The sequence below is a fragment of the Deltaproteobacteria bacterium genome (genome assembly GCA_026388545.1).
In the GTDB taxonomy this organism is placed as follows: Bacteria; Desulfobacterota; Syntrophia; order Syntrophales; family UBA2185; genus JAPLJS01.
Map to the genome: position 1 here is coordinate 84,690 of JAPLJS010000105.1, position 7,746 is coordinate 92,435.

Consider the following 7,746-nt stretch of genomic DNA (forward strand, 5'->3'; position numbering starts at 1 on the left):
CAAAATTCCTCCATAAATTTATAGAAAGCCGGTAACTTTTCACAACTTTTCGATTTTTACGGCACAGGCCTTGTATTCCGCTGTCAGTGTGTCTGGATCAAATGCCGGATTGGTCAGCCAGTTTGCGCAACCCTCGCGGAAATGGAAGGCCATCCAGACCAATCCCTTTGGCACCTGCTGCGTAACCTTGGCCTTCACTACAACCTCACCACGCCGTGACTTCACCCGTATCTTTTCGCCGTTGTCGATCCCCATCACTTGCGCATCTTCAGGAGAAATATCGGCCGTCTCTTCAGGAAGGAGATCGTTTATCCCCGGACAGCGACCCGTCTGCGTCCGCGTGTGATACTGGTAGAGCCTGCGTCCCGTACTGAGAACGAAAGGATACTCATTATCGGGCACTTCTGCAGGCGGAATCCATTCGACAGGAACCAGCTTCCCCTTGCCCCTCGTAAAGCGACCATGCATATGCAGGATGGGCGTGCCGGGATGCTCTTCCGTCGGCGCAGGCCATTGAATTCCGTCTTTTTCCAGGCGGGAATATTTTATGCCGGCAAGAGCGGGGGCAAGAACGGAAACCTCGTTGTCCCAGATCTCCTTGCCGCTGTTGGACGACCACTCATGGCCCATCCGCTTTGCAATTTCTTTAAATATCCACCAGTTGGGTTTTGCCTGACCGGGCGGTTCACTGACTTTGCGAACCCGGTTCACCCGTCTTTCGCTGCTCGAGAAAGTCCCTTCGTCCTCGCACCAGGCGGCGGCTGGAAAGACCACATGGGCAAAACGCGTCGTCTCCGTCGGGAAAATATCATTGCTGACAATAAATTCCGCCGACTCAAGGCAGTGCTCAATATGTTTAATGTCCGGTTCCGTGTTGGCCAGATTTTCACCGAAGATATAAAACGCCTTGACTTTACCATCAAGCAGACCATCTATCATCTGGGGAATCATCAAACCGGGTTTCGCGGGCAGATTCTTCACGCCCCAGGCCGCTTCGAACTTGGCGCGGATCTTTTCATCGCCCACCGACTGGTAGCCCGGGAAGACAACGGGCAAAGCGCCCATGTCGCAGGCCCCCTGAACATTGTTCTGGCCCCGCAGCGGATTGACGCCGCCGCACTCGACGCCCATATTGCCCAAAAGCATCTGCAGGTTGGCGCAGGACATGACGTTGTTCTTACCGCAGGTATGTTCCGTAATGCCGAGGGTGTAGATAAGCATGGCGGGTTTCACCGACGCCAGTTTCCGGGCCAGGTCCCGAATGGCATCCGCGCTGACGCCAGATATCTCAGCCGCCTTTTCGGGCGGGTATTCCATGACCTTCTTTTTCAGTTCATCAAACCCTTCGCAACTTTCTTCAACGAACTTTTTATCATAGAGGTTTTCATTGATGAGGACATTCATGACGCCATTGAGGAAGGCAATGTCTGATCCTACCTTGATTTGCATGTGACGCTCGGCAAAATCAACAAGCGGCGTGCGCCGCGGATCGACGACGATAATCTGAGCACCCGCAAGCGCGGCATCCTTGACATATGTGGATGCGACGGGATGGGCTTCCGTCATATTCGTACCGATAAGCAGAAGCATTTTCGCTTTTGCAAATTCTGTAAAGGAGTTCGTCATAGCCCCGGAACCGAATGTGATCGCCAGACCGGCGACGGTAGGGGCGTGTCAGGTACGGGCGCAGTGATCTATGTTGTTTGTTCCGATCACCGCGCGAAAGAGTTTTTGCATCTGGTAAGAATCTTCGTTAATGCTGCGGGCGCAACTGACCCCGGCGATGGCGTCCGGACCATGTTTTGCGATGACCTCCTTGAACTTTGTAGCCACCAGGTCCAGGGCCTCGTCCCAGGAGGCTTCCCGGAAATTGCCGTTCTCTTTAATCAGGGGGGTCTTGAGCCTATCCTCCGAATAGATAAAATCATATGCAAATCGGCCTTTTACACACAGGCGCCCCTGGTTGGGCATAGCGTCTTCAACAGCCGTTACCTTGGCAATACGCCCATTCTTAACGTGGAGCCACTGCTGACACCCCACGCCGCAGTAAGGGCAGGTGGTACGAACTTTTTTTATCTCCCAGGGACGTCCCAGCCACTTTCCTTTCTTTGCGGTTAAAGCGCCTACGGGGCAAACCTCCAAACACTGGCCGCAAAAAACACAATCGCTCAAGTGGTAAGCGGTATCACCGCCGGTTACCACCTTACTTTTTGAACCACGATAACCAAGATCGATGGCCCTGTTCACGACAACTTCGTTACAGGCCTGAACACAGCGGCCACAAAGAATACACCGGCTGAAATCCCTAACGATGAAAGGATTTTCCGTCTCTGTCGGATAAAACTCTGAAGGAGCCGGAAACGGCGCCGCGGTAATGCCATACCGATAGACCAGATCCTGAAGACGGCAGTCGCCGTTAGATTCACAGTTCAGGCAGTTATGATTGCCGCTGGATACTAAAAGTTCCGTGATCAGCTTACGGGTCTTGTGGATCATTTCCGTATTCGTGCTGATCTCCATTCCGGGGGCAGCCGGTGTGGAACATGAAGCCATGAGCGTCCGCGCTCCCTTGACTTCCACCACGCAGATACGGCATGATCCGGTCGCCCGGACCCCTTTCAGATGGCAAAGAGTCGGTATGTCAACTCCATTGTCTTGGGCAACCTCAAGAATGGATTGCCCCGGCTGGAACTCGACAATCTTTCCATCCAGAGTAAGTGTAGTTTTGGACATGATTTCCTCCTTGATAATTATTTCTGACCTTTATCCTCAACGGATATCTTTGAGAAATTTTCTGACCGGTAATAATGGCTATTGCGGAAAATATGATACAGCAAGCTCATATATTTTACATGGCAGTCGCATACTAGTGACGCCGGACAAAACGTGCGGAGTGCGCGTGAACATTTGAATCCCGACATCCCCCGTCTAAACCCCTCGATGCTAAAACTTGGAGTTTTACATTTGTCAACTGTGAGATAATGTCTAAATATTTATATCGCAATTAACATATGTCAAACGCGGTACGCCTACAATTTTTTTGCCGGACAGTCAAGAAAAAAATAGCTATTTATGCAATAATATTAATAACTTATGTTAATATTAACATACATGCTGACTGAAAAGATGATGTAAATACCTATTTGCATGCAGGATTTAAAGAGTATGAGATGATTAAAGTGAGGGGGTAAGTCAATGAGATTAAAAACCAACGTTATAAAACATTTGACATGAAAATCGGAAATATCTTAAGCGTCCTATTTATTGGAAGGAGGTGTGGCTTCCGTTTTGTCCATAACCACCATTTCCTGAGCGGTCTTACATACAAGATCGCTTATTTCCCTGTCCAATTCATCAAACCTTTTTAGCAACGCCCTTGCTTCTACCGTCAAATGGAGAGCTCTTCCCGATGGATGGGGTTCAACAAGTTTCATGCCTAACCTCGCTTCTGAGGCCCGGAGTCTTCCCCACGCTGCCCGGTAGGACATGTTTAAGTGTTTGGCCGCCGCATGCAGGCTGTTATACGTATCCACTGCCCTGAGCAATTCCCTGCGCCCGCTTCCAAAGATGACTTTTCCGTCCTTTTCGAACCAGACTTTGTATTTGATCTCCATGTGCAATCCTTTTTTATTTTTTATGCCAGAGAATAGACCACATAGTCAAACTCTTTTCACAGATCGATTCTTTCTTCATTCTGAATCATCAAGAGAATCTAAAGGTCTGTAACAGACCCTAAGATAAACTCTATTCGCTAGAACTGAAGACAGGCGGGACGCCTGTCCTGCTATTGCGTAGGTTGGGCGTCTCGCCCGACACTTCCTGTTATTTGAAGACGAAAAAAAGAGCGCTGCTCAAAATGAACAGCGCTCTTCTGGTTCATGCTCAATATAACAAACGTCAGTGCGCCTTCTTTTCCTCACCGGAAACAACAAGTGTTCCTTCTTCTTCCATCTCTTTCAACCACTTGGGATGCTGCTTCTTCAGCCAGGCCTTTGTGACCCAGCCCGTCGTCATCGCATCCAGTGATCCCGGGGAACCTATGGTGCCCAGATAGAGATGCACCAAGAAGAACGGAAAGATCACCACAAATCCCAAAGCATGGAGGACAAACAGCCATCGCACCATCCAGGATGGAAAACTCAACGGAAACCACATGATAAGCCCCGTGATGACCATAATCACACCGAAGATGACCACGGCCAGGAAGAACATCTTCTGTCCGGGGTTGTATTTGCCTACCGCGGGAACCTCATCAACATGCCAGAGATAGCCCCCGGCAGTCTTCATCCACTCCAGATCCTCGGGCATGGAAAACACCCCCGCCTCATGCCACCACATTTTCAGGGCAAGCAAAAGGGCAAGACCGAAGAAAAGCCCCGTGAAGTTGTGCACATATTTCGTAACGACTAAACCGCCCATGATGTTCGCGATAAAGACAAATGACTTAAACATCATCCCCAGACCCGTGAAGCACAGGACGAGACACGAAATCGCCAGCATCCAGTGAACCAGTCTCTCATACCAATCGGTAGCCTGAATTAATCCTTTCTTCATGATTATTCACCCCCTTCCTTCTTCGTTGCAGTATCTTCATCAGGGGTTTTAGGCCCATGGATGATATAATGCAGGAACGATCCCGCCAGTACGCCGCCTGCCGCAAGTAGACTGAGCGGTTTCAGTACGTCTTTCCACAATACGATGGAAAGCGGTACTGAAGGTTTAGTAGGAAGGGCAGAATACACGCTCGCCTTTTCCTGAAGTACATAGACCAGATGTGTGCCATTTACATATTTGTCGCCGTACACATAGGCGCCTTCTCCAAGATCTTTCGCCCGCTTATAGGCAGCCTTCAACAGAACATCCTTGTCTCCCCACTGGAGCGCCCCCGTGGGACAGGCTTTCACGCAGGCAGGACCCAGATTGTTCGAAAGCCTGCTTTCACACATATCGCACTTATAGATTCTATCTGTTTTATCGTCGTATCTCGGTATATCAAAGGGACAGGCCGCTATGCATTCCTTACAGGCTATACACTTACTATGGTTTACACCGACAGTTTTCATGTCTGTATAGTAAAGAGCTCCCGACGGGCACACCTTCACGCAGGCCGCATCGGTACAGTGCATACAGGCACTATGCCGGAAGAACCACTTCACGCCACCCTTGCCATCCGACATCTCCTGGAATCTCATCAGCAGGTAGGTATTCGCCTGGAGATCAGGTGGATTCTGATAGGTTCCCCTGTGCCTCGTCTGCTTCGCCTCCAACTGATTCCACTGCTTGCAGGCCAGCTGGCAACCGCGGCAACCGGTACATTTCGATATATCGAATAGTTTAATTTTCTCAGCCATTTTTCTTCACCCCCTTCTTCACGACATTGACCATGAAGGCCTTGCTCTCTGGTATTCCTGTATTGGCATCGCCGATCGTCGGGGTGAGCAGGTTGGCTGCATCGCCATACGTAAATACTTCAGGCTTTTTGTCAATCTTGCTATAGGTCTTTTTCGGCCGTGCCTGGGTAATCCAGCCGAAGTGCCAGGGAATACCCACTTCATGAACGATGGTGCCATCGATATTGAAAGGCTTGAACCGCGGAGTGACAATGGCCGTACACTCAACCTCACCACGGGGTGATTTCACGATTACCTTCTGACCGTTTTTAAAACCCCTTTCTTTGGCAAGCTCCTCGCTCATCTCCACAAACATGCCCGGCTGCATCTCCGCCAGCCACGGACACCACCTCGTCAATACACCGGTCTGCCAGTGTTCGCTGACCCGGTAGGTGCTGCAGATAAACGGGAAACGGGGATCGCAACTCGTAACGCCGGAGTACACATCCATGTCGGAACCGACGCCGGGTTTATCAAAGCGGCGGATTGCCGGATTATTCTTCTGCGGCGACATAAGGTTCTTTTCCACGGGACATTCGAGGGGTTCGTAATGCTCGGGGAAGGGACCGTCCGCCAGACCCGGCCCAAAGAGGCTGGCCACGCCGTCCGGCTTCATGATGAAAGGAGGCCGTCCTGAACCTGGATCGCCGGCGCCATCAGGAACATCGCCCACCCATTTTTCACCTGTCCATGTAATAACGGGACGTTTGGGATCCCAAGGCTTACCATTGAGATCGACCGAGGCGCCGTTGTAGATGATCCGGCGGTTGACCGGCCAACTCCAGGCCCATTCGGGATAGAGACCAATGCCGGAAGGATCATTCACCCCGCGCCGCATGGGGAGAATGCCCTTATCGCTCACGGAGCCGCAATAGACCCAGCAGCCCGACGAGGTTGATCCGTCGTCCTGGAGCCAGGCGAAGGTGGGCACAAGATCTCCCTTCTTGAATTCCTTGAACTCCCCTTTCTTGTTGGGAACTTCCACCTTCTTATCTTCAAGGAAGAAACCGTTGATCTCCTGGGCTACTATACGGGGATCATAATGGAAGTGGCCGGAAGGCGTTTTCTTGCCGTAAGGCCATGTCAGCTTCGTGATGGCTTCCTTATGGGGGCCACCTTCCTTTTCATAGAGTTCCCGAACCTTGAAATGGATTTCACTCATGATATCGCCGTCGGGCAGGGCGATTCCCGGAGGATTGACCGCCTTGTAGCGCCACTGTTGAAGCCGACTGCTGTTGGCAAGGCTTCCTTCTTTTTCGATAGAAGAGGCACAGGGAAGCATGAAGACCTCTGTCTTAATCTTGGTAGGATCCATGCCGGGGCCTCTCCAGAAGGAGCCCGTTTCATTGTCGAAGAGGTTGACATTGACCATCCAGTCTACTTTTCCCAAGGCCTGTCTTACCTTATTGGAATGGGCGCCGCTGCACGCAGGGTTCATGCCCCAGGCGAAGAAACCGGTAAATTTGCCTTTATACATCTGGTCGAAGAGCACGAGCCAGGAACCATTCATCCCATCATCGAGCTTGGGTAACAGATCATAGGCCTCTTCGGGGGTGGCATTCTTCCCGTACATGGACCGGAGAAAGCTTGCCGAATATTTCGGGAAATTTTTCCACCAGTTCAGGCTGTTTTTCTCCTTTGTGGTGGGTGTCCGCTTTTCGTTAAAAGCCTTCAGCGTTGTCAGGGAAGCCGTGGGGGTTCCGAGATAGCCCGGCCAGATATGAAAGAGAAGGCCATGGTCCGTGGATCCCTGGACGTTGGACTCGCCGCGCATGGCTGCGATGCCGCCGCCGGCGATGCCCATATTGCCGAGGAGAAGCTGGATGATGCACATGGTCCGGATGTTTTGAACACCGACGGTATGCTGGGTCCAGCCCATGGCGTAAAGCTCAACGCCCGCCCTGTCGGGTTTGCCGGTACTCCCATATATTTTATATACTTCTTCTAGCTTATCCTTGGGTGCCCCGCTTATCTTTGATACGAGATCAAGAGTGTAACGGGAATAGTGTTTCTTCAAGAGCTGGAACACACAGTTGGAGTCCTGAAGGCTTGGGTCCTTCTTAATGACCCCGTCGCCGCCCGTCTGGTAGGACCAGGTGTCCTTGTTGTACTTACTGCCTTCAAGCCCGGAGAATACGCCGTTGTTGTCTCCAGGAAGCTTTAAGGCGGGATTCACCAGAAACGAAGCATTAGTGTAAAGTTTTACATATTCTTCAAAATACAGTTTGTTATCGATAATATACTTGATCATACCGCCAAGGAAGGCGATATCCGCCCCCGATCGTATGGGTGCATACACATGGGCCTTTGAAGCGGACTGGGTGAACCTCGGGTCCACACAGATCACCTTCGCGCC

At 51.1% G+C, this 7,746-nt stretch carries 5 protein-coding genes; all 5 read right to left on the minus strand.

The genetic code is table 11. The annotated features are described in order from the left end of the window. Positions 1-39 precede the first annotated feature (39 nt). Entirely contained in the window at positions 40-2,733 is a 2,694-nt protein-coding gene (fdhF, locus tag NTW12_12585) for a formate dehydrogenase subunit alpha (protein MCX5847170.1), read from the minus strand. A 524-nt stretch (positions 2,734-3,257) separates the two neighbouring features. After that, positions 3,258-3,614: a LysR family transcriptional regulator gene (locus tag NTW12_12590; GenBank protein ID MCX5847171.1), complete on the minus strand. Its 357-nt coding sequence runs from the start codon at positions 3,612-3,614 to the stop codon at positions 3,258-3,260. Between the two features lie 283 nt (positions 3,615-3,897). Then, positions 3,898-4,554 carry a formate dehydrogenase subunit gamma gene (locus tag NTW12_12595; GenBank protein ID MCX5847172.1) on the minus strand — a complete coding sequence of 219 codons (657 nt, stop codon included), beginning with the start codon at positions 4,552-4,554 and terminating at the stop codon, positions 3,898-3,900. Between the two features lie 2 nt (positions 4,555-4,556). Beyond that, a complete protein-coding gene (locus NTW12_12600) occupies positions 4,557-5,351 on the minus strand; it encodes a 4Fe-4S dicluster domain-containing protein (protein ID MCX5847173.1) in 795 nt (264 codons plus the stop codon). Further along, a partial coding sequence (gene fdnG / locus NTW12_12605; GenBank protein ID MCX5847174.1) for a formate dehydrogenase-N subunit alpha occupies positions 5,344-7,746 on the minus strand: 2,403 nt, incomplete at its 5' end. The genes NTW12_12600 and fdnG, both read right to left, overlap by 8 nt.